Genomic DNA, 25133 nt, shown 5'->3' with positions numbered 1-25133 from the left:
TCGGCGCCGTTGCCGACGGTCATCGGGCCGGCGCGCCCCGGGTGGCCGCGCCCGGGGGCACCGCGACCATGCGGAAATGCAGCTCGCCGCCGGCGACCAGGTCGCGGTGGTGCACAAAGGGCTGCTCGAGTGGCTGGCCGTTCAACGTGATCTCGCCGACGTAGGGATGCAAGGCGTCGAAAGGTGCCGCGGTGATGGTGAAAGTTTTGTTGCCGGCCAGGTGCAGCACCGCCTTCGCCACGAACGGACGGCCGATCGCGTAGACATCGCTGGCCGGCGGGGAAGGTGCAGCGGTGCCAGCCGCCGCGGCGGCCAGCGGTGAGCTCGGCACGCCACACCCGAGTCCGCCAGCGTCACCGCGTAGTAGCCGGCCTGCACCACTTCGCTGGCGTGACTGAAGCACGAGCGGTAGCCGCTGCCCGGCACGGCCGCGTCGCCGGGATCGAGCTTCACCGCGCCGGCCAGCGGCATCACCCGCAGCCAGAAGATGCGCCCAGGGCAGCACCGCGCAACGATGTTGCAGCGCGCGATGGTCGATCCCGTGAAAACGGTTACATTCGCCCGGCTGCTGGCCTTGGCCCGGCTCCGGCCGGAGCGTTCGGGGCTTGTGGCACGCTTGCACCTTCGCCACTCCGGAAACCACGCCATGGCCTTTGCCGCTCCGCCCGCCGCCGCCGCCGCCGCCGCATCGACCGCGCCCGGCAACACCCGCTACACCACCTACCCGCTCGCGCTGGGCGTGCTCACCACGATCTTCTTCATGTGGGGCTTCCTCACCTGCCTGAACGACATCCTGGTGCCGCACCTGAAGTCGACCTTCCAGCTCAACTACACCCAGGCGATCCTGGTGCAGTTCACCTTTTTCGGCGCGTATTTCGTGATGGCGATGCCGGCCGGCAAGCTGATCGCCGCGCTGGGCTACAAGAAGGGCATCGTGGCCGGCCTGGCGATCGCCGGCGTGGGCGCACTGGGCTTCTGGCCGGCGGCCGCACTGCATCTGTACCCGGCCTTCCTCGGCGCTCTGTTCGTGCTGGCCACCGGCATCACCGTGCTGCAGGTGGCGGCCAACCCGTACGTGGCACTGCTCGGGCCGGAGGCCACCAGTTCCAGCCGGCTCACCCTGGCGCAGGCGCTCAATTCGTTCGGCACCACCATCGCGCCGTACTTCGGCAGCGTGCTGATCCTCGCCAACGCGGTGAAGTCGCCCACCGAACTGGCCGCGCTGGCGCCGGCCGACCAGCTCGCCTACCAGGCGCAGCAGGCGCAGTCGGTGCAGTACCCGTACATCGGCCTGGCGGTGGTGCTGTTTCTGCTGGCGCTGTTCGTGTGGGCGTTCCGCCTGCCGGCGCTGACCGAGGCCACCGACAGGGGCGACCACGAGCGCCACGGCTTCGCCGAGGTGCTGCGCCATCGCCACGTGCTGTTCGGGGTGATCGGCATCTTCTGCTACGTGGGCGCCGAGGTGTCGCTGGGCAGCTACATGGTCAACTACCTGTCGATGCCCGAGATCGGCCACTTGAGCGAGGCCGACGCCGCCAAGTACGTCTCGCTGTACTGGGGCGGCGCGATGGTCGGCCGCTTCGCCGGCTCGTGGATCATGGCGTGGTTCTCGCCGCGCAAATTGCTGGCGCTGTTCGCCGCGATCAACGTGGTGCTGGTGGCCACCACCATGACGACCACGGGCAACCTGGCGATGGTCAGCGTGATCGCCGTGGGCCTGTTCAACTCGATCATGTTCCCGACCATCTTCGCGCTGGGCATCGAGCGGCTCGGGCCGATGACCAGCAAGGCGTCGAGCCTGCTGATCATGGCGATCGTCGGCGGCGCGCTGATCCCGCAGCTGCAGGGCATGCTGGCCGATCGCTTCGGCCTGCAGCACGCCTTCGTGCTGCCGCTGGCGTGCTATCTGTACATCGTGTTCTACGGCCTCAGCGGCTCGAAGGTGCGCAGCGTCGCCTGAGCCTGATCGCCCCTGTGCCATCCCCGCCCCGGCGGCGGGGATGTGCCGTTTTTTCCGCCCTGCCCCGTGGACCGCACGCGCATGACCCTCGCCGCTCCCATCCCCGCTCTGCCCGACGTGCGCAGCGAAGCGTTCCTGCGCAAGCACATCGCGCAGACGATGGCGTTCTACGACGCCCATGCGCACGACCCGGCCGGCGGCTTCTTCCACTACTTCCGCGACGACGGCACGGTGTACGAGCGCAGCCATCGCCACCTGGTGAGCAGCACGCGCTTCGTCTTCAATTACGCGATGGCGGCGATCGAATTCGATCGCGCCGATTATCTTGAGGAAGCCCGCCACGGCCTGCGCTACCTGCGCGAGGTGCATCGCGACGCCAGCGACGGCAGCTATGCCTGGACGGTGCGCGACGGCCGGCCCGAGGATGTCACCCGCCACGCCTACGGCATGGCCTTCGTGCTGCTGGCCTACGCCACCGCGGTGAAGGCCGGCATCGACGAAGCCCGCGCCTGGATGGACGAAGCCTGGCAACTGCTGGAACAGCGCTTCTGGGATGCCGACGCCGGCCTGTACCGCGACGAGGCCGACGCGCAGTGGCGTTTCAGCCCCTATCGCGGCCAGAACGCCAACATGCACCTGTGCGAGGCGATGATCGCTGCCCACCAGGCCACCGGCGACGTGCGCTACCTCGATCGCGCAACCACCCTCGCCGACCACATCACCCGCCGCCAGGCCCGGCTCGCCGGCGGCCTGGTGTGGGAGCACCACGACGCGCAGTGGAACGTGGACTGGGACTACCACCGCGACGACCCCAGGCACCTGTTCCGCCCGTGGGGTTTCCAGAGCGGCCACCTCACCGAGTGGGCCAAGCTGCTGCTCACGCTGGAGCCGCTGCTCGCCGCGCAAGGACATGCGCCCGACTGGCTGCTGCCCACCGCGCGCCACCTGTTCGACACCGCGCTGGCTCGCACCTGGGACGACGTCTACGGCGGCCTCGCCTACGGCTTCGCGCCGGACGGCCACGTGTGCGACGACGACAAGTATTTCTGGGTGCAGGCCGAGAGCCTGGCCGCCGCCGCAAGACTTCACGCGCGCACCGGCGAAGCGGTCTACGACCAATGGTACGGTCGACTGTGGGCGTACGCGTGGCACACTTTCGTCGATCACCGCCACGGCGCCTGGTACCGCATCCTCACCCGCGACAACCGCGCGATGAGCGACGAGAAGAGCCCCGCCGGCAAGACCGACTACCACACCATGGGCGCCTGCCACGACGTGCTCGCCGTGATCCGCGCGGGAGGCACGCCCTGACCCTCACGAGGTACGCATGACCGCACCGCTGCTCCGCCCGCTCGCCGCCGCCCTCCTGTTCGCCGGCGCGCTCGCCGCCGACGCCGCGCCGGCCACGCGCTTCGATCCGCTGGAAACCTTCGCGCCATTCGCCTTGCCGCAGCCGGTCAACGCCACGCGCGACGCCAGCGGCCATCCGGGTCCGGCGTTCTGGCAGAACCGCGCCGACTACGCGATCCGGGCCACGCTCGATCCGGCCACGCGCCAGCTCAGCGGCTCGGAAACCATCACCTACACCAACCACAGCCCCGACGCGCTGGACGTGATCTGGCTGCAGGTGGAGCAGAACCGCTACCGCAAGGACGCCCGCGGCGCGTTCGGCGCCGGCAGGTTCCCTACCCGGTTCACCGACGGCGAGCACATCCGCTCGGTCGAGGTGGAGGACGCCTCCGGTCACCGCCGGAAGGCCGCGTGGGTGATCAGCGACACGCGCATGCAGGTGACCCTGCCCACCGCGCTGAAGGCACGCGACGGCCGGCTCAAGCTGCACATCGTCTGGGACTACACCGTGCCCGGCGAATTCGGCGGCCGCACCGACTGGAACGCCAACCGGCAGGGCGACATCTTCGAGATGGCGCAGTGGTACCCGCGGGTGTGCGTCTACGACGACCTGCGTGGCTGGGACACCCAGCCCTTCCTCAACAGCGAGTTCTATCTCGAGTACGGCGACTTCGATTACCGCGTCACCGTGCCGTCGGACATGATCGTGGTCGGCTCGGGCGAGCTGCTCAATCCGCAGGACGTGCTGACCAGGACCGAGATCAAGCGCCTGGACCATGCCCGCCACAGCGACGCCACGGTGATGATCCGCAGTGCGGCGGAAGTCTCCGACCCGGCCTCGCGCCCCAGGCAGGGCGGCACGCTGACCTGGCACTTCGCCATGAAAAACACCCGCGACGTCGCCTTCGGCGCCTCCAGGGCGTACCTCTGGGACGCCGCGCGGATCAACCTGCCCGGCGGCAAGACCGCGCTGGCGATGTCGGCCTATCCGGTGGAAAGCGCCGGCGACACCGCCTGGGGCGTGGCCACGCAGAACCTGAAGAAATCGGTGGAGTTCTTCTCCAGGACCTATTTCCCGTATCCGTACCCGGTCGCCATCAACGAAGCGGGTACCGCCGGCGGCATGGAGTACCCGGGCATCACCTTCGATCACAAGAAGGCCGCCGGCGCGAACCTGCGCATGCTGATCGCGCACGAGATCGGCCACACCTGGTTCCCGATGATCGTGGGCTCCAACGAGCGCCGCGACGCGTGGATGGACGAGGGCTTCAACACCTTCGTCGACGTGTACGAAGCGGAGGCCTTCGATGGCGGCAGGTTCGCGCCCAAGCGCGACGCCGAATACGCGCCGGGCAAGGGCACGCCGGCCGAGCAGATCGCCGCGCTGCTGAAGGACCCGGACGCCCCGCCGCCGATGACCTACGCCGACGCGGTCCCGGAGAAGTACCGCCACCCGATCACCTACTTCAAGACCGCCTTCGGCCTGGTGCTGCTGCGCGAGCAGATCATCGGCCCGCAACGCTTCGACCCGGCCTTCCGCCGCTACATCGCCACCTGGGCGTACAAGCACCCGAGCCCGTCGGACTTCTTCCGCTTCATGGCCAGCGACACCGGCGAGGATCTCGACTGGTTCTGGCGCGGCTGGTTCGAGCACAACTGGCAATTCGACATGAGCGTGGACAAGGTCGCGCCAGCCGACGGCGGCTGGAAGCACGGCGCGGACGTCACCGTGGCCAACCACGACAAGCTGGTGCTGCCGAACACGCTGCAGGTGACCTACGCCGACGGCAGCACCCGCGACGTGCGGGTGCCGGTGGAGACCTGGATGCAGCACACCCGCTACGTGGTGCACGTGGACGGCGACCAGCCGGTGACCTCGGCGGTGCTCGACCCGAAGCACGATCTGCCCGATGCCGACCGCGGCAACGACCGCGCATCCGCTCTGTAGGAGCGCACCCTGTGCGCGACCGCCACCCGCTGCACAGCGCCACATCCCGTCGCCCACAGGGTGGGCTCCTACATAGGCGCGCCGCCCGTAGGAGCGCACCCTGTGCGCGATCGCCCCTCGCCCCTGGCGAGCCCGGGTCGCCCACAGAGCCTGCCCTCGACTCGATCGAGGGGTGGGCTCCTACAGCGAGAATCTCGACATGACCGCCCTGCATTCTCCCCTCCGCCTCGGCCTGATCGGCTACGGCTACGCCGGCAGGACCTTCCACGCGCCGCTGATCCGCGCCACGCCCGGCCTCGAGTTCGCCGCGGTCGCCTCGCGTGACGCCCGCAAGGTGCACGCCGACCTGCCCGGCATGTGCGTGCACGAAACACCCGCCGCGCTGATCGCCGACGACCGCCTCGACGTGGTGGTGATCGCCACGCCCAACGACATCCACGCGCCGCTGGCCGCCGATGCCCTGCGCGCCGGCCGGCACGTGGTGATCGACAAGCCGATGGCGCTGGACCTGGCCGAGGCGCGCATGCTGATCGCCATCGCCGACGCCTCACCCGGCCAGCTCTCGGTGTTCCACAACCGTCGCTGGGACAGCGACTACCTCGCGGTGAAGCGGGCGATCGAGGAGGGGGTGGTCGGCGAAGTGATGCACTTCGAATCGCACATCGACCGCTACCGCCCCGCCGTGCGCGACCGCTGGCGCGAGTCGGCCGGCCCCGGCGCCGGCATCTGGTACGACCTCGGCCCGCACCTGGTCGATCAGGCGCTGCAGCTGTTCGGCCTGCCCGCGCGCGTGCAGGCGGCGCTGGCGATCCAGCGCGCGGGCGGCCTGAGCGACGACTGGGCGCACGTGCGGCTGGACTACGGCGCGCAGCAGGTGATCGTGCACGCCAGCATGCTGGTCGCCGGCGGTGCGCGACGCTTCGTCGTCCACGGTACCCGCGGCAGCCTGGTCAAGACCGGCGCCGATCGCCAGGAAGCCCAACTGCTGGCCGGGCTCGCACCCGGCGCTGCCGGCTGGGGCGAAGATGCCGATCCGCTCAGCGTGATCGACGCGCACGGCGATGCGCACACGCGGCCGGCGGCAGCCGGCGACCAGCGCCGCTATTACGCCGCCCTGCGCGACGCCATTGTCGGCAAGTCAGCCTGGCCGGTGACGCCGATCGAGGCCTTGGCGGTGATGGCCGTGATCGACGCCGGCTTTGCTTCGCAGCGCGCCGGATGCGCGATGCCGCTGCCGCTGACCGGAGCCGAGCAGGCCGCGTTCGCCGCCGCGCGCCGTTGAGCCGCGTCGATCCGGCACCCTCGCGCCCGCGTACGCTGCCTCCCACGTAAGCGGAACGAAAGCCGCGGCACCTAGCGTCGCCGGTGCACCGGGCCCACGCCGCCCGTCGCACGGGGAGCCCGATCATGCGCCGTCTATTCGTCGTCCTGTTTTCTCTCGCCACCCTCGCCGACACAGGCGCTGCGTCCGCCTCCGGCGGCCCGTTCGGCATCGACCATCGCCTGCACTACGACAACAGCGGCATCTGGAACCGCAACAACCAGAAGGCGCTGATGGTCGGCAGCATCCTCACCGTGGGCGTGGGTGCGCTCGCGCTGGGCGACGACAGCAAGCTGGGCGACACGTTCTGGCGCTCGGTCGACTCGATGGCGATCACCGCCATCGCCACCACCGGCATGAAGTACGGCTTCCGCCGCGAGCGCCCCTCGCAGACCGCCAGCCCCAACCAATGGTTCAAGAGCTCCGGCGCGCAGAGCTTTCCCAGCGGCGAGGTGGCGGCGATCTCCGCCGCGGTGACGCCGTTCATCGCCAACTACGGCGACGATCACCCTGCGGTCTACGCGCTGGCGCTGCTGCCGGCCTACGACGCGGTGGCGCGCATGAAGGTGCGCGGCCACTGGCAGAGCGACGTGCTGGTGGGCGCCGCGCTGGGCACCGGCATCGGCATCTGGTCGGCGCGGCGGCACTCGCCGCTGATCCTCGGCTGGCTGCCCGGCGGCTTCCGGGTGGGTTTCGTGCACCGCTTCAAGTAGGCCGCCGCACGATGCCGGGGCTGCCGCCGGGACGCGGCCCTGCCGGCATGCACGTAAGTCATGCCTAAGCTGCACAGGGGATGCTTGCCGCCTGTTTCTGCGGGGTGTAACTCATGCGCAGCGGTCACGTTCATCGAATCAGCCTGCGCGGGCATGTCTTCCGCTGGGTCGCCGGCCCGATGGCGCTGCTGGTGCTGCTCGATCTGCTGGCCAGTGCCACATTGGCCGTACGCTATGCAAGCCAGCGCTACGATGCCGACCTGCTGAACACTGCACGGGCACTGGCGCAGCTGGTTTCGCGGCAGGACGATCCATCGCGCCTGCCGGCCGCGGCGCGTTATCTGCTCACGCACGAAGGGCATCGCCCGCTCTATTTCGAGGTGCTTGACCGCAGCGGACGCCGGATGGCCGGCAACGCCTCGCTCGTGCCGGACCCCGTGGCGGGACGTCCGCCCACCGCGCCTCTGTATGACGTGCATCTGCCCGCGGGCGCCGCGCGGGTCGCGCGACTGCCTGTATCTCACCCGAGCGCGGCTGTCGTGGCAGTGGGTGAACCGCTGGCGCCGCGCCGGCGACAGGCGATGCGGCTGGTGTGGCTGGCAACGATCGTGCAGCTTCCGCTGTTGCTGGCAACGGCCATGCTGGCGTGGCTTGCCGTGGGAAGGGCGCTTGGCGCAGTGACCGCGCTGACCGCTTCGCTCGATCCGGTCGCCGCCCGGCCCCGCCTGATCGACGACCGGACCGTGCCGACCGAGCTGGCCGCGCTGACCCATGCCTTCCACCGGCTGCTGGCCCGCATGGATGCGGCCAAGCGGTCGCAGGAACGCTTCGTGATGAACGCCAGTCGCCGCCTGCGCGCGCCGCTGGATCGGCTGCACGCTGCGGTCGCGCAGGCCCGTGGATGCGACGATGCGGCCGGCAGGAGGGCCGCCCTGGAGGAGGTGATGCGGCACAACGAGCAGGCTACCCGCATCACGGGGCAATTGCTGGCGCTGGCGCGGGTGCGACCGGGCCATGAGCGCATCGACCGGCGCGCAGACACCGACCTGGATGCGTTGCTGCAGTCGCTGGTGGCACGCTGGGCGATCGAACACCGCGGCGGACGCGCGGATATCGGCTACGAGGGTCCGGGCGGTCCGTTGATGGCGCATGTGGACGCATCCTCCATCGACGACGTGCTGCATGCCTGGATCGACGACAGTCTGCAGCACGTCTCCCACGAACGGCGTATCACGGTGAGACTGCAGCGCGGCGACGATGACAGCACGCAGATCACTTTCACCGATCTTGCCGGCACCGGTCGCGACGGGCGCAGCTTTGCGCTGATGCTGGCCCGGCGCGTGGCCGGGCTGCATGGCGGGCAACTGGCGATCGGGCGCGAAGGCGGCGCACGCAGCCTCACGCTCGTCTTTCCCTCGCGGACGCACGCGTTGTCCTGACTCCCGCCGGCATGTTGCGGCTGCTTGCCGGTGACGCCGATCCCGCCCGTGCCCCGGGTGGCGGTGACGTCGAAGGCAGCACAGCTCGCCGCCGCCGGACGGGGGATTTCCACGGCGGCCGCGGTGAACCCCGCGGATTCCGGCACGAGAGGATCACGCTGCGCGCCCGGGCAGTTACGCCGATGCGTCCGCCGTCGCACCGGCGTTGGTCCGCCCGACCGGCATGCGCACGCGCACGCACAGGCCCTGCCCGCCCGGCGCATCGTCCAGCTCGATCTGCGCGCGGTGCATCTGCGCCACCCGCTGCACGATGGAGAGGCCCAGGCCGTAGCCGTCGCCGCGGCCGCCGGGCTCGCGGTGGAAGCGGGCGAACACCTCGGCGCGGCGCTCCGGCGGAATGCCCGGACCGTTGTCGATCACTTCGATCACGGCCACGTCCGCCTGCTGTTGCATGCGCAGTTCCACCGCACCGCCCCGCGGCACGTGCCGCAGGGCGTTCTCCACCAGATTGCGCAACAGCGCGGCCAGCCCCGCCGCAAAACCCTCCACCACCAGCGGCTGTGCCGGCAGGGTCAGGGACAGCTCCACGTTCCAGTCGGCGATCGGCAGCGCGAGCTCGTCGATCACCTCCATCGCGATGTCGCGCAGGTCGTGCGAGGCAGGCACCGTGGCGGCGCCCGCCTCGATGCGGGCCAGCGCCAGCAACTGCTCCACGCGCCGCGCCAGCATGGTCAGCGCCTGCTGGGTCTGCGTCAGCGCGATGTCGATGCCGGCCGCGTCCTGGCTGCCGAGCGCCGTCTCCACGCTGATCAGACTGGTGGTGATGGGCGTGCGCAGCTCATGGGCGACATCGGCGCTGAAGCGGCGCTCGCGTTCGAGCGCGTTCTCCAGCCGGGCCAACTGGTCGTTCAGCGCGGTGATCACGGTGTGCAATTCGAGCGGCACCTGCGCCAGGTCGATCGGCTCGCGGCTGCCCGGCGCGCGGCGGCGCAGGGCTTCGGCCAGGCGATCGAGCGGACGCAGGCCGCGGCGCACCGCCCAGCCGACCAGCGCCGCCACCAGGGGCAGCCCCAGCAACAGCGGCAAGGCGTGATCGAGCCACAGCATGCGGGTGATGTCGTCGCGGCTGTCGAAGCGTTCGCCGGCCAGGATGGTGATGCCAAGTGCCGGATCGTGCAGCGTGTAGGTCCGCCACTGCATGCCGCCCAGCCACAGCTGGCCGAACCCTTCGCGCATGGCCGCGTCCTGCGGCATGGAAGCGAAGTTCGCCGATTCCATCCGCACCGCCCCGGTGGCATCGACGACGCGAAAACCCACTTCCGCCTCCACTTCATGGCCGCCGATCGGGATGACGGTGCGCTCGGGCAGCGTTTCGTCGTCGGTGCGGTTCGGGTCGTCGTGAAGCGCCTCGATGCCGGCCTCGCGTATCAGCAGTTCGATCGTGCGTGCCGATTGCGCAAGCCGCGCGTCCGACAGTTCGTTCACCTCCACCAGCGTGCCGCGGAAACTGATGATGCCCAGCGGCACCAGCACCGCCACGAGCGCGGCGATGACCAGCCACAGCAGCCGCCAGCGCAGGCTGCCGCGACTCACATCGGCTCCCGCGGCAGCATGTAGCCGAATCCGCGCACGGTGCGCACGGTATCCGCGCCCAGCTTGCGTCGCAGCGAGTGCACGAGCACCTCCAGCGCTCCGCGACCGACCACGTTGTCGAGCCCGTAGATGGAGTTCTCCAGCGCTTCGCGCCGGACGATGCGGCCGGCGCGCTCGATCAACTGCTGCAGCAGCGCAAACTCGCGTCGGGTCAGCTCCACCCGCTCGCCGCGAAAACTCACCTCGGCGCTGGCCAGGTCCATGCTGATCGCGCCGACTTCGATCCGGTTCACCGCGCGCCCGCTCCGGCGACGCATCAGCGAACGGATGCGCGCGGCCAGTTCGTCCAGATGGAACGGCTTGACCAGGTAATCGTCGGCGCCGGCATCGAGGCCATTGATCCGCGCATCGAGGCCATCGCGGGCCGTCATCACGATCACCGGCGTATCCACCTGCGCACGGCGCGCCTCGATCAGCACGTCCAGACCGTCGCGGCCGGGCAGGCCCAAATCCAGCAGCACCAGGTCGGCGGTACAGTCGCCCAGTGCGATCAGCGCCTCGCGGCCGTCGCGCAACCACGTGACGGTATAAGTCAGCCGCTGCAGCGCGCGCCGGATCGCCTCACCCAACTGCGCGTCGTCTTCAACCAGGATGATGTGCATGTCTCGCTGTCCAGATTCCGCAACCGCTGCGACAGGCTGCCGCCACGATGCCTGTCTACTATGCCGCCAGCGGCTTAGGCCACCCTTAAGGATGCCCTGATCAAGGACGCCGTCGCGGCGGATAAGCTCAACAAAAGCTCGCTGTCCGAAGCTTGCTACAGTCGCGCCGACCCCAGCGGTTCGCCGCGACTGCATCGACCCGTCCACCCGGCTACCCACCGGGGTGGTCATGAATCTCGCCTTGCGGCCGCCGTGCCGCGAGAGTTCTGCATCTGTCGGGAGATACGCGTCATCGCCATGCTGCCACATGCCCCACGGCTGTCGTCACGGGCCCTCCGCACCGTTTGCCCGCGTCTTGCCACCGTGCTGACCCTCGCACTGGCCGGCTGCGCCACCTACCATCCGCGACCGCTCGGCGAAGGCCGGGGGGCGGCCAGCGTGGCGCAACTCGCCGCGCCGGTGAAAGACTTCGCGGGAATTCCGCGCAACCACCGCTTCGACCCCTCCGACGGGCTGGACGTGACCGAGGTGGCGACGCTGGCCGTGGCCAACAGTCCGGCCCTGAAGGTGCAGCGCGATGCGCTCGGCATCGCGCGGGCGCAGGCGTTTGCCGCCGGCCTGCTGCCGGACCCGCAACTGAGCCTGGGGCAGGATTTCCCCACCCCAGCGGGTCCGGGGCTGACCAGCGCCTTCACGCTGGGACTGAGTACCGACCTCACCGCCCTGCTCACGCGCTCCTCCCGTGTCGCGGCGGCGCGCGGCCAGGCGCGGCAGGTCAACCTCGACCTGCTGTGGGCCGAATGGCAAACGGTGGCGCAGGCCCGGCTGCTGTTCGACCAGGTCGCCACCCTGCGGGCGCAGAGCACCCGGCTGGATGCCGAACTGGCGGCGCTGACGCCGGTGGCCGTCCACATCCGCACCGCGCTCGACCAGGGCAACCTCACCTACGACGCGGCCAGCATCGGACTCAATGCGCAGGCGGATGTGCGCAAACGGCTGGCCGACACCGAGGTTGCGCTGCATCAGGCCGACGCGGATCTCCATCGGCTACTGGGACTGGCGCCGGACGCGCCGCTGACGCTGGTCGGCCCCGCATACACGACCGCGCCGACCGCGGCGCAGGTGCAGCGCGCGCTGGCCGAACTGCCGCGCCGGCGCCCCGACCTGCTCGCCCTGCAGGCCGGCTATGCCTCGCAGGAGGCCAGCCTGCGTGCGGCCGTGCTGGCGCAGTTCCCCGCGCTGAACATCGGCTTCAACCGCGCCCGCGACACCGGCGGCATCTACACCAAGGGCTACAGCCTGGGCATCAGCCTGCCGCTGTTCGACCGCAATCGCGGCAACATCGCCATCGCCCGGGCCACCCGCCAGCAGTTGCGGGACGATTACGCCGCGCGCGTGCTCGCCACCCGTACCGACATCGAACGCCTGCGCTCGGACCTGATCACGCTGGACCGGCAGCGCGCCAGCCTGGCCGCCCATGCCAGACGCCTCGCACGCGCCAGCCTGGCCGCCCGGCACGCATGGCAGGCACGCGAGCTGGACTGGCCGACCTACCTGGCGATCCGCAACAACACGCTCACGGCCGAGCTGGATCTGCTGGCCGTCAGGCAGCAGCAGGCCACCGAGGCGATCGCGCTCCAGGCGCTGCTCGGCAACACCGATCTGGCCATCCCCCCTTCCGCCTCCGCCAAAGCATCCACACCATGACCTGCTCCTCCTCACTGCGATACCTGCGCGTGTCCCTGCTCGCCGGCCTGGGCGCCGCCCTGCTCGCCGGTTGCAGCGCGTCGACCGCGGACAGCAACGCCCACGGTCCGGACAGCCGGATCGCGGTCACCACGACCACGCCGAAGCGGCAGACCTTCCACGACGCGGTCAAGGCCTGGGGCAGCGCGGCGGGCGATCCGCGCCATGCGCGCTCGATCAGCCTCGCCCACGGCGGTCTGGTGGCCGCACTCAAAGTGACTGCCGGACAGACCGTGGTACGCGGGCAGGCGTTGTTGACGGTGACCCCCGATCCGACGGCGCGCAGCGCATTCGCACAGGCGCAAAGCGCGTTCAGGCTGGCCACCAGCGAGCTGCGGCGCGTCGAACAGCTTGCCGCACAACGCCTGGCCACCCAGTCGCAACTGGCCAGCGCACGCAAGAATCTCGCCGACGCGCGCGCCGCGCTCGATGCGCAGCGGGCGCTCGGCGGCGGCTCGGCACAGGAATCGCTCACCGCGCCGGCCGACGGGGTGGTGACCGCCCTGAAGGTGGGGCTGGGCGAGCGTTTCGCCGCCGGCGCGCCGTTGCTGACGTTCACCCCCGCGCATGCACTGGTGGCGCAACTGGGGGTACAGCCGCCGGACGGAGCCAGGCTGCACGTGGGCATGACCGTGCAACTGCACAGCGTCTACGGCGAGCAGACCCCGTTCGCAGGCAAGCTGGACATGATCGGACAGGCGATCGATCCGCAGACCCGGCTGCTGCCGGCGCAGGTCGAACTGCCGGCCGAAGCCAGCGCCAGCCTGGTGGCCGGCGCGCCGCTGGTCGCCGACATCCACACCGCCGCATTCACCGCCTGGGCGGTGCCGCGCGCCGCGGTGCTGCATGACCGGCGCGGCGACTACCTGTTCCAGATCGAGCACGGCCACGCCAAGCGCATCGACGTGACCCTGCGCAGTCCGCACGGCGATCCGGTCGGCGTGCTGGGGGCGCTGGATGCCAAGGCGCCGGTGATCGTACTGGGCGTCTACGAGCTCAAGGACGGCGATGCGGTCAAGGAGTCCGCCCAGTGAATGTCACGATATGGATGCAGCGGCACCGCCGCTCGCTGCTGTTCCTGGCATTGATGCTCACCCTCGGCGGTATCGCCAGTGCACTGGTGATGCCGGTGGCGCTGTTCCCCAACGTGGCGTTTCCACGTGTGCAGGTGACCCTGGATGCGGGCGACCGCCCGGCCGACCAGATGGCGATCGAGGTGACCACGCCGGTGGAAGAGGCGGTGCGCCGCGTGCGTGGCGTGCGTGGCGTGCGCTCGACCACCAGCCGGGGCAGCGCCGATATTGCGGTCACCTTCGACTGGGGCGCGAACATGGCCTCCGCGTTGCAGCAGGTCAACGCGGCGGCCGGCCAGGTGTTGCCGCAGTTGCCCAGGGGCACCCGGTTGAGCACGCGGCGGATGGATCCGACCACGTTTCCGATGCTGGCCTACAGCCTGCGCTCGCACACCGTCTCGCCCAGTGCGCTGCACGACCTGGCCGAATACCAGCTGCGTCCGCTGCTCAGCGGCATCAACGGGGTCGGTCAGGTCAAGGTGCAGGGCGGCGAGGTGGCCGAATTCCACGCCGACGTCGATCCGGACAAGCTGCGCGCACTCAACCTCAGCCTGACCGAGGTGACGGCCGCGGTGACCCGCGCGGCGACCATCCAGGCGATGGGACGGGTATCGGACCACTACAAGCTGTACCTGCTGCTGGCCAACAACCAGCCCACCACCCTGGCCGCGCTGCGCGACATCGTGCTGCGCGCCGACGCCCGGGGCGTCGTGCGCCTGGGCGACGTGGCACGGGTGAGCCTGGACCACGTGCCACAGTGGATCCGGGTCAACGCCGACGGCCAGAACGCGGTGCTGCTGCAGGTATACCAACAGCCCAACGGCAACAGCGTGCAGATCGCCAAGGATGTGCGCAAGCGGCTGGCCGACTTCGCCCCGCAGATGCCCGACGGCGTGCGGATCGCCAGCTGGTACGACCAGACCCAGCTGGTCACCGGCGCGGCCGGCAGCGTGCGCGACGCGATCCTGATCGGCATCGTGCTGGCAGGGCTGGTGCTGTTCGTGTTCCTGCGCAACACGCGGGTGATCCTGATCGCGATGATCGTGGTGCCGGCGGTGCTGGCGATCACCGTGCTGCTGCTGTACGTGCTCGGGATGAGCTTCAACATGATGACGCTGGGCGGCATGGCCGCGGCGGTGGGGCTGATCATCGACGACGTCATCGTCATGCTCGAGCACATCATGCGCCGGCTTGGCGGCGACGACGAGAGCCGCATCCACGAGCGCATCGCCGGCGCCGCGTGGGAGTTCACCCGCCCGTTGACCGGCTCCAGCGCAGCCACGGTGATCATCTTCCTGCCGCTGGCGTTCCTTTCCGGGGTCACCGGCGCGTTCTTTAAGGCGCTGTCGCTGACCATGGCCAGCGCGCTGATCATTTCCTACCTGCTGACCTGGATCGCGGTGCCGCTGCTGGCCGAACGCTTCCTCGACAAGCGCCACCGCACCGAGCATCCGCCCGGCCGCTTCACCCAGCGCATGATGGCCGGCTATCAGCGCACCCTGCAGGCCTGGCTGAAGCGCCCGCTGCTGGTGCTGCTGCTGGTGCTGCCGCTGCTGGCGCTGGGTGGTTTTGCCTATACCCGGGTGGGCACCGGCTTCATGCCGAAGATGGACGAGGGCGGCTTCATCCTCGATTACCTGTCCCGTCCCGGCACCTCGCTGGAAGAGACCGACCGCCTGCTGCGCCAGGCGGAAGTGATCATCCGCGCCAACCCCTACGTGGACACCTATTCCCGCCGCACCGGCCTGCAGCTGGGCGGCGGCCTCACCGAGGCCAACCAGGGCGACTTCTTCGTGCGCCTGAAGAACGGTTCCCGCCCCTCAACCGAGCAGGTGATGGAGCAGATTCGCACCCAGGTCGAACAGAAGGTGCCGGGGCTGGATATCGAACTGTCGCAGTTGATGGAGGATCTGATCGGCGATCTGGTGGCCGTGCCGCAGCCGATCGAGGTGAAGCTGTTCAGCGACAACGCCAAACAACTCGATGCCACTGCTGCCAAGGTGGCCAGCGCGGTCGGCAAGATCCACGGGGTGGTCGGGGTGCGCAACGGCATCAACCCGGCCGGCGATGCACTGACCGTGCAGGTGGATTCGGCCAAGGCGGCGCTGCAGGGGCTCGATCCGGTCAGCGTGACCGACCAGGTGGCGGCCGCCATCGACGGCACCGTGGCGGCACGCCTGCCCGAGGGCAGCAAGGTGGTGGGCGTGCGCGTACGCCTGCCGGAAGGTTCGCACCAGCAGCTGGAGCAGGTCGCGGCACTGCCGATCCGCGCGGCCGATGGCCACCTGCTGCCACTGTCGCAGGTGGCCACGCTCAGGCAGGTGCAGGGCCAGCCCGAGATCAACCGCGAAAATCTCAAGCGCATGGTCGCGGTGACCGGGCGCATCAGCGGGCGCAGCCTGGGCTCGGCGATTGCCGACGTGAAAAAGGTGATGTCCCGCAAGGGCCTGCTGCCCAAGGGCATGTATTACGAGCTTGGCGGCGTGTACAAGCAGCAGCAGCAGGCGTTCCGCGACCTCACCATCGTGATGCTGGCGGCGATCGCGCTGGTATTCACCCTGCTGCTGTTCCTGTACGAAAGCTTCCGCGTGGCGCTGGCGATCATGGCGATGCCGCTGCTGGCGTTGCCGGCGGTGTTCATCGGGCTGTGGGTCACCGGCATCGAGCTCAACATTTCCTCGATGATGGGCATGACGATGATCGTGGGCATCGTCACCGAAGTGGCGGTGTTCTACTTCTCCGAACTGCAGCAGGCAGAGACCGGGCAGGCCGCCGACATGACCCTGCACGATGCCCTGCACGAAGCCGGCCGCCATCGCACCCGGCCCATCCTGATGTCGACGATCGCCGCCATGCTCACCCTGCTGCCGCTGGCGCTGGCCATCGGCCAGGGCTCGCAGATGCAGCAGCCGCTGGCAGTGGCGATCATCGCCGGCCTGCTGGTGCAGGTGCCGCTGGTACTGCTGGTGATGCCGGTGCTGTACGCGCGCCTGCGCCGGCGCGACCACGACAAGGCGGCACAAGCATGAACGGTTCCCCAGCAGGCCGCCGCATCGCGCACGAGCATAAGGGCCAACTAAGCGCCTGCGCACACGCTGGCGTTGCCGAACGCCGACCGGCGCCCGGTCTACCGTCATCAAATGTCTGGAGACACTCATGCGTAAATTGCTGTTAGTTGCCTCGTCGCTTGCCCTGTCCGTCGCCGCGTTTTCGGCCATGGCCGGCAACACCGAAAAGCTTGCCGCGCAGGCCCACGTCAGCATGGCCCAGGCGCGCGCCATCGCCCTCAAGACCTCGCCCGGCAAGATCGTCAAGGAAGAGCTGGAGAAGGAGTCCGGCGGCAGCGGCCTGCGCTATTCGTTCGACATCAGCGCCGGCGGCGTGGTGCACGAGATCGGCGTGGATGCCAGGGACGGCAAGGTGCTGGAGAACTCGATCGACGACGGCAAGGACTGATCCGGCGCGGTGATCCGGCGCGGGCCGACCGGCCCACTGCGGATCGACCCGGTGCGGATCGATCCGCCCCGCTTGCCCGCCGCCGTGGCCCAGCCACGGCGGCGTGTTTCATCCGGCCCCACGGGGTCCACCGAAGGCGCTTGCCCATGAAGCCATCCCTGCGTTACCTGCTGACGATTTCCCTGGTCAACCTGACATCATTCGCCCCGGTGGCCCGCGCCGCTGTACCGGCCGCCGACATGCGTGTGCTGGCACGCCTGCCGCTGGGCGGCCCCGGCGGCTGGGACTACCTGTCCGTGGACGCCGCGCACCGGCATCTGTTCGTCAGCCGCGGCGACCGCGTGGCGGTGGTCGATCTGGCCAGCGGCAAGCCGATCGGCACCATCGCCGGCACCGCCGGCGTGCACGGCGTGGCCGTCGCCGACGACCTGGGCCAGGGCTTCACCAGCAACGGTGCGAGCGCCTCGGTGACGGTGTTCGACCTGGCCACGCTCACGCCGCTGGGCCGCATTGCCGGCACCGGCCGGAACCCCGACGCGATCCTATACGACCCCGCCTCGCACCATGTCTTCACCTTCAACGGCGGCGGCGCCTCGGCCAGCGTGATCGACCCGGCCAAGCGTGCGGTGATCGCCACCATCGCCCTGCCCGGCACGCCGGAATTCGCCCAGGCCGACGGCGCCGGCCACGTCTACGTGAACATCGAGGACAAGGCCGAACTGGTTGAGTTCGACTCGCGCAGCAACGCCGTGCTGCACACCTGGTCGCTGGCGCCGTGCGAATCGCCCAGCGGGCTGGCGCTGGACAACGCGCACCATCGCCTGTTCTCGGTGTGCGAGAACCGCATCATGGCGGTGACCGATGCAGACACCGGCAGGCAGGTCGCCACGGTGGCGATCGGCGACGGCCCCGACGCGGCGGCCTTCGATCCGACCACCGCCACGGTCTACAGCTCCAACGGCCGCAGCGGCACGATCACCGCCGTGCACGAAGACGACGCCGACCACTACACCGTCGCCGCCACCCTCCCCACGCAGAAGAGCGCGCGCACCATGGCGCTCGATCCGCAGACCCACCGCCTCTACCTCTCCGCCGCCACCCCGGGCACCAGGAAGAACGCACGCGGCTGGCCGGAGATGCTGCCCAACAGCTTCACCGTGCTGGTGGTCGGCCAGCGCTGATCGGCACTGATCCACGCCGCCTCCGCACCGGCAAAAAGCCCGCATCGCTGCGGGCTTTTTGTTGGGGGCTGGGCCGGTTCGATCAGAACGGTTCTTGATGCCGGGGAAAATGTCTGTGCGGCACGCACGGTCCTCCAGCGCGATACGGACGTACAGACGTCCGTAATCCAATACGGCCAGGGCGAGGTGGTCACGGAATCAGGAACGCGGAAAATGTCACGCAGTATTTTTTCGACCTTTTCAAAAAAAGATTTTTCTCTTCCGGAATAGCTGCGCTTTTTGCATCGTGAAAGTCTGCCGAATATGTTTATCCAGGCTCACCTGTCTGTTTTGCACCTGACCTTCCACAAAAAAAAAGCGGTTTCACGTCAGCTGCACGGACAGGTTAATAAAGTGTTTTTTGATGTTCCGGGGCGGCCGGCCGCGGCAGATTACGAGAAATACCCACTGGAGTAGCCGACCGATTGCGACAGGCGAATGGCGCAGGATCATCCGCATGGCGGCCGCGCCAGGCTGCATCAACTCGTCCGCGGTCGGGTGCCTGCGGCATCGACATTATTTCCTCCGACATGGGGCCGCAGGTCCCGGTATCCCCGGAATCGATATTGGCACTCCGACGCCGGGCACCTCAGACGCTGCGTTAATCGGGCATTTCGGGAAATTCATTTTGAAAATGACTTCACGGCTCCATGACGTGATGCGACGTAGCTGTGGATCAAATTTTAACCACTGCATTCAATGCACCAGTCGACGGTAAAAGTTCATCACCCCGAAAAAGCCCAAGAAAAACGCCCCGGAAACCGGTCAGCGTATTTGCCACATGACCCGCGCAAGCGGGTGCGCGAAAGCCGCGCCAGGAAGTACGACATGAAAAAGAACAGGTTATTGCCGCTGGTGCTGCTGGCGCTGAGCCATGGTGCGCTGGCCCAGCAGTTGTCGGGTGCCGGCAGTCAGCTGCGGCAGCTTCCGCCACCCCCGCTGCCGCAGCAGGCGGCGCCCGATATCCGCATAGAGGAGACAACTGCGCCGGCAGCAGCCGGCGCGGGGGCGGTCAGGGTGCTGGTGAAGGCTCTGCATGTGACAGGCGAGCACGCCTTTTCCGAGGCGCAACTGGTGACTGTCGCCGGTTTCCGCGCCGGCTCGCAGTTGTCGCTGGCGGATCTGCAGGTGATGGCTTCGCGCATCACCGAGTTCTATCGCAGCCACGGTTACTTCGTGGCCCGAGCGTTTCTTCCTGCGCAAAAGATCACCGGTAATGTGGTAACCCTCACTGTCAGTGAGGGCCGCTACGGCAAGGTGACACTGCGCAACAGTACCAACCTGTCCAACCGTCTTGCGCAGAGCAAGCTGGACGGGTTGAACAGCGGTGATCCGATCACGATCAAGCCGCTCGAAAGCCATCTGTTGCTGCTCTCCGATGTGCCTGGCGTGCGCGTGTCCTCGACGCTGACGCCGGGAGCGTCGCCGGGAAGCTCCGACCTGATCGTGGATGTGGCGCCCGGGCCGCGGGTGAGTGGAAGTGTGGATGCGGACAATGCCGGTAATCCCTATACCGGCGAGTACCGCATCGGAGCGACGGTGAACCTCAACAATCCGCTTGGGCGCGGTGACGTGGCCAGCCTGCGGGTGCTGACGTCGGGGCCCGGATTGCGCTACGGGCGCGCGTCGTACCAGATGGAGTTCGGGCGTGCCACGGTGGGCGTCGCCTACAGCAGGCTCGATTATGTGCTGGGCAAGCAGTTCAGGGCGCTTGGTGCGCATGGTTCGGCCGGGGTGGCCAGCATCTACGGCAGTTATCCGCTGCTGCGCTCTCGCGACAGCAACCTGGCCGTCGGGCTCGTCTACGAGGACAAGCATTTTCGGGACGTCATCGACCTGTTCCACTCGGTGAGTGACCGCAACGCACACGTCGCGACGGCGCAACTCTATGGCAGTCACCAGGACCGCTTCGGCGGTGGTGGCGTGAGCAGCTTCTTCGTGAGCCTTTCGGCCGGCTCGCTCGACATCCGCACGCCGGCCGCACGCCTGGCCGATGCAGCCGGTCCGCGCACCGCAGGGTCGTATGACAAGCTCTGGTTCAACGCAGCGCGACTGCAGCGTGTCACCGACCTGGTCTCGCTGTACGCCAGCTTCAGCGGGCAGCTGGCGTCGACCAATCTGGATCCCTCGGAAAAATTCGTGCTTGGCGGGATGGACGGCGTCCGCGCCTACCCACAGGGGGAGGGCTTCGGTGACGAAGGTTACCTGGCCAATCTCGAAGCACGCCTGCTGCTCTCCCGGTTGTCCGATCGCGTGGCCGGCCAGGTTCACCTGATCGGTTTCGTGGATACCGGACACATCACGATCAACAAGCATCCCTGGTATGCCGGATCCAACAGCCGGACGCTCAGCAGCGTCGGCGTGGGCGTCCGCTGGGAAGACCCGGGCGACTTCGCGGTGAGGGCGTACTACGCGCGCAAGCTCGGCGGCGCGAGCGCCATGTCGGCGCCTGACAGGTCGGGCCGCTTCTGGATCCAGGTGATCAAGTATTTCTGATCCCGCTTGGCCCTGGCACAGGGCTCTGAAAAAAGCATTCGAGAATTCATCATGAAGCACACTGATCGCCCGACTCAGCAACAACGTACCGATGCCACAGGCACGCCGTCCGCAAGCATTTTCCGCAGCAGGCCGGGTGCGGGCAGGTCGGTGGGGCCGGTACCGTTCAGCCTGCAGGCCCTTTCGGCATCGCTGATACTGGCGCTGGCCATGCCGGCCCACGCGAGTAGTCCCGCAAACGGCGTGATTGCCGCTGGCCAGGCCACCATCGTCAGCAGCGGCACCACCACCACGATCACCCAGTCCAGCGCGAACCTCATCATCAACTGGCAGAGTTTCAGCATCGGTGCCGGCGATACCGTGCAGTTCGTGCAGCCGGGTCGTACTTCAGTGGCATTGAACCGGGTGCTTGGCGGTGACCCCTCGATCATTCTGGGAAACCTCACGGCGAACGGCAACGTCTTTCTGCTCAACCCGAGCGGCGTGCTGTTCGGCCGCGGCGCGTCGGTCAGCGTGGGTGGCCTCGTGGCTTCCACCATGGGCATCACCGACGCTGATTTCATGGCCGGGCGCTATGTGTTTGCCAACGCGGGCACTGGTTCGATCCTTAACCAGGGGCGCATCAGTGCAGGCAATGGCGGTTATGTCGCCCTGATGGGACGCAGCGTCAGCAATCAGGGCGTCATTTCGGCGCGCCTTGGCAACGTGGTGCTGGCCGGTGGCGAAGCGGTCACGCTGGACGTGGCCGGTGACGGCCTGTTGAACCTATCAGTATCCAAGGGTGCAGTGAACGCGCTGGTGAGCAACGGCGGCATGATCCAGGCTGACGGCGGGCGCGTGCTGCTCTCGGCGCAGGCGGCAGGCAACCTGCTGGACACGGTGGTAAACAACACTGGCGTGATCCAGGCGCAGACGATACAAAACCGCAATGGCACGATCCTGCTGCTTGGCGACATGCAAGGCGGCAGTGTGAATGTCGGGGGCAGCCTGGACGCCAGTGCGCCGGCTGGTGGCGACGGTGGCTTCATCGACACCTCGGCCGCCCACGTCAATATTCGCGATGGTGCACGGGTCAACACCTCCGCAAGCCTGGGAAAGGCCGGTCAATGGCGGATCGATCCGCTGGATTTCACCGTTGGCAGCGCCCCCGGCGACAACATTTCCGGCGCCACGCTCTCGGCTGAGCTGGTTACCGGCAACATCTCCATCGACACCACCGGCACCGGTCCCGGCAACGGCGACATCTTCATCAACGACGCGGTCACCTGGACCGCCAGCGGCGGGCCCACCACGCTGACGCTGAACGCCAATCGCGACGTGAACATCAATGCCGCCGTAACTGCCACCAACGGCAATTTCTCGGTGTGCTGCGGACGCGATGTCAATCTCAATGGGGTCGTCGCCGCCACCAACGGCAGTGTCAAGCTCAGCGCAGGCAACGATATCAATCTGCGTGCGGCCACCACCGTGACGGATGGCAATCTGCTGCTGTGTGCCGGAAACAACGTCAATGTCTTCGCGGCGCTCACACTGACCCGTGGTACCGCCGACCCCACCCGCAGTCTGGGTCTGCCGGTAGGCATGACCCTGAGTGCCGACTCCGACGGCACCGGACCGGGGCCTGCCGGTGGCACGGTGGTGTTCGATTCACTGGCCCCGCTGGCGACGGTCACCGCGGCCCCGGTCAGTATCTATTACAACCCCGTTTCCTACGCAGCGCCGACGGATTACTCCAACAAATTCACCCTTACCCAGGGCGCCACCCTTACCCAATTCATGCTGGTGTTCGCCGCTGGTGGCGACAAAACCTTCGATGGAACCACCACAACCACGCTGAGCGGATTGAAGGGCAGTCCGACCGGGGTAACGCTCGTCAACGGCACCGGCAGCAGCGCGAACTTCGTTACGGCCGACGTGGGCGCGAACAAGGGCATCACCTATACCGGCTACACCCTTGCCGGACCCAATGCGGGCGCATATGCCCTGGCGTTGAATTGCTGCGGGCCGGTGGTTGCCCACACCACCGGGACGATCACGGCAGCCCCGGCCCCAGCTCCAGCCCCAGCTCCAGCTCCAGCTCCAGCTCCAGCTCCAGCTCCAGCCCCAGCTCCAGCTCCAGCTCCGGCTCCGGCCCCAGCTCCGGCTCCGGCCCCAGCTCCGGCCCCAGCTCCAGCTCCGGCTCCGGCTCCGGCTCCGGCTCCGGCTCCAGCCCCAGCCCCAGCCCCAGCCCCAGCCCCAGCCCCAGCCCCAGCCCCAGCTCCAGCTCCAGCTCCAGCTCCAGCTCCAGCTCCAGCTCCAGCTCCAGCTCCAGCTCCAGCCCCAGCTCCAGCTCCGGCTCCGGCGACAGCCCCACCCCCGCCCATGCTGGTCGAAGGGGCTCCTGTCCTGGGGATCCTGCCGCCGCCCGTCATGCCGTGGTCCGCTGTGCCGGCTACCCTGGTTGAACTGACGCCTGCGCCGCCGCTGGCCATGACCGTGGTGGAGGCACCACCACCGCCGCCGGTCCGCGAAGTCGCACCCTATGTGGCGCCTGTTTACAAACCCAAGCCGGAACGAAACTAGTGCGACGCGTGATCCCGGCTCCATGGCCGGTGGCTTTGAACGCAGCAGCGGGACACCATCGTTGGGCAATCGCCTGCCTGCTGGTGACGCTGACGACGATCGCCTGCCATGCCGCCAACGCGCGCCCGGAGGCGGTGGATGTGGCAGGGAGCCCGGTGTCAGGCGGCGTCACCGACCTCGCGCGGTGGGTAATTGCCACGCACAACAATGCAGGCATGCCCTACCTGATCATCGACAAGATCAATGCCGCGGTGTTCGCATTCGATGCGGCCGGTCACCTCCAGGGCACCACACCCGCCCTGCTCGGGTTGGCCCGGGGCGATCGCTCGGTCGAAGGGATTGGCGACCTGAAGATGTCGGCCATTCGACCGCAGGATCGGATCACGCCAGCGGGTCGCTTCGTGGCGTCGCTGGGTCACGATCCGCACGGCAAGGAAATCCTGTGGATCGACTACAAGGACGCCATCGCGCTGCATCCGGTGGTCAAGGGAACTCCACAGGAGCGCCGTGCCGAGCGTCTGCGCAGTGCCACCTCCGCGGACAACCGCATTTCGTACGGCTGCATCAATGTGCCACTGAAGTTCTATGAGCGGTTCGTCAGTCCTGCATTCGCGCACACCAGTGGGCTCGTCTACATCCTCCCGGAGTCCAGTTCGGCACAGGCGGTGTTCGGGTCGAGCGGGATCGAGAGCGACGCCAAATCCTCTGCTCCGGCGCAACCATAGTTGCATGGTGGTTGTCGCTGCCTGCTGCCCGCTTTCGGGCAGGAGACTTCATGGCTGGGGTAAGAGCGTGGCCAGAGATGGCAAAACGATCGCATCGGATCGAACGGTAAGCCTGGCGTGATTTGGGTCGAGATTCGTCTCGCCCAGCACAGCCATAGGGGCGCGTTCGATCTCAACCTCCGACGCGAGCATTTGAAAAAGGAAAAGCCCCGCAAGTGCGGGGCTTCAGGTAAATCTTTATCAACACTCCCAGTTAAGTGTTGTCTAGAACGGAATGTCGTCGTCGTCGAAACCGCCGGTGTCGGCCGGTGCGGGCGCCTGGCGCGGCATGTCGTTGCCGCCACCGCGGTTGCCACCACCGCCGCTGGAACGGCCGCCGGCCTGGCCGCGCTGCTGGAAGCCGCCACCGCCGCCCATGCCGCCGCCCTCGCCGCCGCCGCCGAGCATCTGCATCTCGTTGGCCACGATGTCGGTGCTGTAACGCTCCACGCCCTGCTTGTCGGTGTACTTGTCGGTGCGCAGCGAGCCTTCGATGTAGACCTGCCGGCCCTTCTTCAGGTATTCGCCGGCGATCTCGGCGAGGCGGCCGAACAGCTTCACGCGATGCCACTCGGTGCGTTCCTGCTTCTCGCCGCTCTGCTTGTCGGTCCAGCTCTCGGAGGTGGCCACGCTGAGCGAGGTGATCGCCGTGCCGCTGGCGGTGTAGCGCACTTCCGGGTCCGCGCCCAGATTGCCGACCAGGATGACCTTGTTGATACCACGTGCCATGGGACTACCTCGCTTTGCTGGGCCGGTGCGCGCATCGCCCGGCCGACGTGTGATGTGGCCGGGCGGCCGGCTGCGGCTGCGCCCGACAGGCTGCCTATCAT

18 protein-coding genes and 1 pseudogene are annotated in these 25133 nt (G+C 68.2%); 14 read left to right on the top strand and 5 right to left on the bottom strand.

Annotated elements, in window-relative coordinates:
- Window positions 1–19 precede the first annotated feature (19 nt).
- A complete protein-coding gene (locus tag ACO2Q2_RS03050) occupies window positions 20–331 on the bottom strand; it encodes a glycoside hydrolase domain-containing protein (protein ID WP_423254298.1) in 312 nt (103 codons plus the stop codon).
- A 59-nt stretch (window positions 332–390) separates the two neighbouring features.
- Window positions 391–471: pseudogene (locus tag ACO2Q2_RS03045) on the bottom strand (hypothetical protein); the annotation flags it as partial.
- Window positions 472–646: 175 nt separating this feature from the next.
- Between ACO2Q2_RS03045 and fucP the strand changes: the two are divergent.
- The 6 genes from fucP to ACO2Q2_RS03015 all read left to right on the top strand — a co-directional run bounded on the left by fucP (window position 647) and on the right by ACO2Q2_RS03015 (window position 8731).
- Complete coding sequence (gene fucP, locus ACO2Q2_RS03040) at window positions 647–1960, top strand: L-fucose:H+ symporter permease (RefSeq protein ID WP_423254297.1); 1314 nt, start codon at window positions 647–649, stop codon at window positions 1958–1960.
- 81 nt (window positions 1961–2041) lie between these two features.
- Window positions 2042–3271 (top strand): AGE family epimerase/isomerase, encoded by a 1230-nt coding sequence (locus ACO2Q2_RS03035; RefSeq protein ID WP_423254296.1) that lies wholly within the window; start codon window positions 2042–2044, stop codon window positions 3269–3271.
- 16 nt (window positions 3272–3287) lie between these two features.
- Window positions 3288–5258: a M1 family metallopeptidase gene (locus ACO2Q2_RS03030; RefSeq protein ID WP_423254295.1), complete on the top strand. Its 1971-nt coding sequence runs from the start codon at window positions 3288–3290 to the stop codon at window positions 5256–5258.
- A gap of 199 nt (window positions 5259–5457) precedes the next feature.
- Window positions 5458–6540, top strand: coding sequence for an oxidoreductase (locus tag ACO2Q2_RS03025; protein ID WP_423254294.1), 1083 nt, complete (start codon window positions 5458–5460; stop codon window positions 6538–6540).
- Window positions 6541–6665: 125 nt separating this feature from the next.
- Entirely contained in the window at window positions 6666–7292 is a 627-nt protein-coding gene (locus ACO2Q2_RS03020) for a phosphatase PAP2 family protein (protein ID WP_423254292.1), read from the top strand.
- Window positions 7293–7405: 113 nt separating this feature from the next.
- Entirely contained in the window at window positions 7406–8731 is a 1326-nt protein-coding gene (locus tag ACO2Q2_RS03015; protein WP_423254290.1) for a sensor histidine kinase, read from the top strand.
- Between the two features lie 174 nt (window positions 8732–8905).
- Here ACO2Q2_RS03015 and ACO2Q2_RS03010 read toward each other — a convergent pair whose 3' ends face one another.
- Both ACO2Q2_RS03010 and ACO2Q2_RS03005 read right to left on the bottom strand, forming a co-directional pair.
- A complete protein-coding gene (locus ACO2Q2_RS03010) occupies window positions 8906–10324 on the bottom strand; it encodes an ATP-binding protein (protein ID WP_423254288.1) in 1419 nt (472 codons plus the stop codon).
- Window positions 10321–10986, bottom strand: a complete 666-nt coding sequence (locus tag ACO2Q2_RS03005; RefSeq protein WP_423254464.1) for a response regulator — start codon at window positions 10984–10986, stop codon at window positions 10321–10323. Before ACO2Q2_RS03005 ends, ACO2Q2_RS03010 begins: the two co-directional genes overlap by 4 nt.
- 297 nt (window positions 10987–11283) lie before the next feature.
- On the opposite strand from ACO2Q2_RS03005, the gene ACO2Q2_RS03000 reads away from it, so the two are divergent.
- From ACO2Q2_RS03000 to ACO2Q2_RS02965, 8 genes are all read left to right on the top strand, one after another.
- Window positions 11284–12693: a TolC family protein gene (locus tag ACO2Q2_RS03000; RefSeq protein WP_423254287.1), complete on the top strand. Its 1410-nt coding sequence runs from the start codon at window positions 11284–11286 to the stop codon at window positions 12691–12693.
- Complete coding sequence (locus tag ACO2Q2_RS02995) at window positions 12690–13766, top strand: efflux RND transporter periplasmic adaptor subunit (protein ID WP_423254285.1); 1077 nt, start codon at window positions 12690–12692, stop codon at window positions 13764–13766. Before ACO2Q2_RS03000 ends, ACO2Q2_RS02995 begins: the two co-directional genes overlap by 4 nt.
- The gene (locus ACO2Q2_RS02990; RefSeq protein WP_423254284.1) at window positions 13763–16834 is read left to right on the top strand and encodes an efflux RND transporter permease subunit; all 3072 of its coding nucleotides are present in this window, start codon (window positions 13763–13765) and stop codon (window positions 16832–16834) included. The genes ACO2Q2_RS02995 and ACO2Q2_RS02990 overlap by 4 nt, the downstream gene beginning before the upstream one ends.
- A 127-nt stretch (window positions 16835–16961) precedes the next feature.
- Window positions 16962–17261, top strand: coding sequence for a PepSY domain-containing protein (locus tag ACO2Q2_RS02985; protein WP_423254282.1), 300 nt, complete (start codon window positions 16962–16964; stop codon window positions 17259–17261).
- 146 nt (window positions 17262–17407) lie between these two features.
- Window positions 17408–18442 carry a YncE family protein gene (locus tag ACO2Q2_RS02980; RefSeq protein ID WP_423254280.1) on the top strand — a complete coding sequence of 345 codons (1035 nt, stop codon included), beginning with the start codon at window positions 17408–17410 and terminating at the stop codon, window positions 18440–18442.
- An 867-nt stretch (window positions 18443–19309) separates the two neighbouring features.
- Window positions 19310–20977, top strand: coding sequence for a ShlB/FhaC/HecB family hemolysin secretion/activation protein (locus tag ACO2Q2_RS02975; RefSeq protein WP_423254278.1), 1668 nt, complete (start codon window positions 19310–19312; stop codon window positions 20975–20977).
- A 243-nt stretch (window positions 20978–21220) separates the two neighbouring features.
- Window positions 21221–23539, top strand: coding sequence for a filamentous hemagglutinin N-terminal domain-containing protein (locus tag ACO2Q2_RS02970; RefSeq protein WP_423254276.1), 2319 nt, complete (start codon window positions 21221–21223; stop codon window positions 23537–23539).
- Complete coding sequence (locus tag ACO2Q2_RS02965; RefSeq protein WP_423254275.1) at window positions 23539–24264, top strand: L,D-transpeptidase; 726 nt, start codon at window positions 23539–23541, stop codon at window positions 24262–24264. The genes ACO2Q2_RS02970 and ACO2Q2_RS02965 overlap by 1 nt, the downstream gene beginning before the upstream one ends.
- Window positions 24265–24528: 264 nt before the next feature.
- Here the strand turns inward: ACO2Q2_RS02965 and ssb are convergent, their stop codons facing one another.
- A complete protein-coding gene (gene ssb / locus ACO2Q2_RS02960) occupies window positions 24529–25032 on the bottom strand; it encodes a single-stranded DNA-binding protein (RefSeq protein WP_423254274.1) in 504 nt (167 codons plus the stop codon).
- Between the last annotated feature and the right edge of the window lie 101 nt (window positions 25033–25133).

It is taken from the genome of Dyella sp. KRB-257, assembly GCF_049445995.1.
GTDB lineage: Bacteria > Pseudomonadota > Gammaproteobacteria > Xanthomonadales > Rhodanobacteraceae > Dyella_A.
Note: the sequence above shows the minus strand (reverse complement) of the source record. Positions and strands in the feature narration are given on the sequence as shown.

What these genes read in the sequence shown, in the direction of transcription:
- ACO2Q2_RS03015 (WP_423254290.1), top strand. Translation starts at nt 7,406, where the DNA reads ATGCGCAGCGGTCACGTTCATCGAATCAGCCTGCGCGGGCATGTCTTC.
- ACO2Q2_RS03000 (WP_423254287.1), top strand. Translation starts at nt 11,284, where the DNA reads ATGCTGCCACATGCCCCACGGCTGTCGTCACGGGCCCTCCGCACCGTT.
- ACO2Q2_RS03035 (WP_423254296.1), top strand. Translation starts at nt 2,042, where the DNA reads ATGACCCTCGCCGCTCCCATCCCCGCTCTGCCCGACGTGCGCAGCGAA.
- ACO2Q2_RS02975 (WP_423254278.1), top strand. Translation starts at nt 19,310, where the DNA reads ATGAAAAAGAACAGGTTATTGCCGCTGGTGCTGCTGGCGCTGAGCCAT.
- ACO2Q2_RS02995 (WP_423254285.1), top strand. Translation starts at nt 12,690, where the DNA reads ATGACCTGCTCCTCCTCACTGCGATACCTGCGCGTGTCCCTGCTCGCC.
- fucP (WP_423254297.1), top strand. Translation starts at nt 647, where the DNA reads ATGGCCTTTGCCGCTCCGCCCGCCGCCGCCGCCGCCGCCGCATCGACC.
- ACO2Q2_RS02985 (WP_423254282.1), top strand. Translation starts at nt 16,962, where the DNA reads ATGCGTAAATTGCTGTTAGTTGCCTCGTCGCTTGCCCTGTCCGTCGCC.
- ACO2Q2_RS03020 (WP_423254292.1), top strand. Translation starts at nt 6,666, where the DNA reads ATGCGCCGTCTATTCGTCGTCCTGTTTTCTCTCGCCACCCTCGCCGAC.
- ACO2Q2_RS03025 (WP_423254294.1), top strand. Translation starts at nt 5,458, where the DNA reads ATGACCGCCCTGCATTCTCCCCTCCGCCTCGGCCTGATCGGCTACGGC.
- ssb (WP_423254274.1), bottom strand. Translation starts at nt 25,032, where the DNA reads ATGGCACGTGGTATCAACAAGGTCATCCTGGTCGGCAATCTGGGCGCG.
- ACO2Q2_RS03005 (WP_423254464.1), bottom strand. Translation starts at nt 10,986, where the DNA reads ATGCACATCATCCTGGTTGAAGACGACGCGCAGTTGGGTGAGGCGATC.
- ACO2Q2_RS03030 (WP_423254295.1), top strand. Translation starts at nt 3,288, where the DNA reads ATGACCGCACCGCTGCTCCGCCCGCTCGCCGCCGCCCTCCTGTTCGCC.
- ACO2Q2_RS02980 (WP_423254280.1), top strand. Translation starts at nt 17,408, where the DNA reads ATGAAGCCATCCCTGCGTTACCTGCTGACGATTTCCCTGGTCAACCTG.